The 2,271-nt window shown below is 42.2% G+C and carries 2 protein-coding genes; both read right to left on the bottom strand.

The genetic code is table 11. The features are described from left to right. Positions 1–581 (bottom strand): hypothetical protein (locus WBV27_RS12870; RefSeq protein ID WP_424202528.1); only part of this gene is annotated, 581 nt, incomplete at its 3' end. Positions 582–1,454: 873 nt separating this feature from the next. After that, on the bottom strand, positions 1,455–2,271 hold an 817-nt coding region (locus WBV27_RS12865), incomplete at its 5' end, for a CapA family protein (RefSeq protein ID WP_424202527.1).

Here is a 2,271-nt window from a genome sequence, read left to right as displayed (position 1 = left end):
GCTTCCGCCGCTGCCTGGGCTTCTGCTTCCGCCGCTGCCTGGGCTATCGGATTAACAAATGATAGTGTCTTGGTATAACCGGATGAGAAAATATTCACGACATCGTCTTGCTCCGAATTCATTGTCTCAGCCAACAGCTTAATGGATATCTCATCGGATATTGAATCGGTTATATCAGTCGTGAAAGACATCGTTAACGTTTCTGCAACGGTACTGAAGGACTGACCGCTCAGCACGGCTACAGCACCCATTTCGGAATGATTAATTTGTTGAACATTCGTACTAATATTATATGGTTCACCTAAGCCATAGTTGTATTCTAGCTCCAGTTTTGGTGCTCGCTCGTCCTCCGAATCAAATTTTGTGATCGTTACAACCCAATCAACAGCAGTTCCCGAGACATTTACAGTTCCAGTTACACTCGCGGCACCGTCATCCATTGTCAAAGATGTTTGGACTGTTCCAACTTCTGCGGCAAAAGTGTCAATTGCGGTGTAAGCTGATAAAAAAGATGGCATTACAGTCACTATTGTAATTACCCAAAAAATAATCTTTTCTATCGAAAAAAAATGTTTTCTCATACTCCTCTCTCCTCCTTATTTCCAAAAGCGACAGTGAAAGGGACGAGCGCAATGGATTGGCCTGTCGGCGTTCGCTAAATATACACAATAATCTATCCAAGCGCTGTTAAGTGATTGACTGACACAGTAAGCAGCAACAAATGTAAGGATAAAAGCTGATCTATCGAGAACAGGGAATAGTCATTAGGTGGGGTAAAAATTGGGGTTTTCCGGATACGTAATCCGTAAAGAACAGGCACCTCAAGAATAAGCAGCGCCCAAATATCGAGGTTTATTTTAAAAGCTGAAATTTCCGCAAGCCGAATCAGTTTGTTGAAAAAACTTACCTATTATTAGCGTAATTCACGATTCAACCATGCATCATCTGCTCGCTTGATACTATATTAACATTCAAAATAAGCTGATTTTTATATAATTATTCGTTAAATGTATTCAAAAATTGAATAAGCAAAAAGTTAAATTGGGTATACTTTACTGAAGGGAACTTAAGAGGATTTCTTATGAAACGAGCTGAATTTGAACATAAGTTATGCTCGGGAGTGTTAGTTTGAGGGCTGTTTATGTCTGATTCTGAAAAGAAATAGTTGTGAAAGTACATTGAAGGTTTGCTCAATGGATTGAGCGGAGTCTGAAACTATGGTGGTGCGGTGATGTGATCACCGCCATTTGAAGCGGGAGTTTTTCTAGGTTGGATAGAATATCGCGATAGGATTTTCTACCTGTATACAATATAGAATAAATAAGCGGTTTCGTCAATCATTAGTATGCAGTTTTTGGAAGACATCAGCTTCAAATTTGTTTCTTTTCAAGAAACAGTTGTCACAATGCGGATTACCGATGTCTTCACAAAAATGCATTATTGTATTTTTTTCGTCACTCCAACATTTCTGCTGGGATGACATTTTTCACGATGGAAAGGTAATTATCCGGTGTTATTTCCAATCCTTCATAACCGTTCAAACCGTGCTCTGAAGCGATTTCCCCCGAGTAGTCTTTCAGTTTGTAAATTTTGAAATCACGCCTTGAGTTCTCGACATTTCCCGGATCCGCCACATAATGCGCAACGGTAGGCTCGAATCGGACATTTTCGACAGTCACCGTTTCATCATCGGCAACAACAAAATCGAAAGTCACCATGCCGCCAAGGGTATTGTAATCAGTCAGTGAATGCGCAATGAAATTGCCTAGTGAAAAGACTACAAGTGTTTTATTTTGATTCGCGCCTGTCACCCACTCGATCGGTTGCAGGATATGCGGATGGGTACCGATAACGACATCGACCTCCAAATCGGCGAAAAGTTGCGCATACGTGCGCTGCATCTCATTGATTTCCTGGGTGTTTTCGTCGCCCCAGTGCGCCGAAACGATGACGACATCACTGACATTTTTGGCCTTGGCGACATCTTGGCGGATCTGCTCTTCGTCAAAATAAGCGATCCGATAGGAAGTGTCGGGTTCAATACCGTTCGTCCCGTAAGTGTAGGTCAAAAAAGCGAACGTGGTGCCTTCCTTTTCGATTGTCCGGATTGTGTCACGATCCGCTTGACTCTTATAAATGCCTGTGTAGACGACATTCTCCTGTTCATTCCAGACTGCCAGGGAATGAAGGGCTCCGGGATAATCGTAATCTAAGGCATGGTTCGTTGCGCCGTTAACCAAATCAAATCCTAGATTGTTCATGTCCTGGGCA

It is taken from the genome of Trichococcus sp., from assembly GCF_049589555.1.
Lineage (GTDB): Bacteria > Bacillota > Bacilli > Lactobacillales > Aerococcaceae > Trichococcus.
The sequence above is the reverse complement of the archived record's forward strand: the minus strand, read 5'-3'. Positions and strand labels throughout refer to the sequence as shown.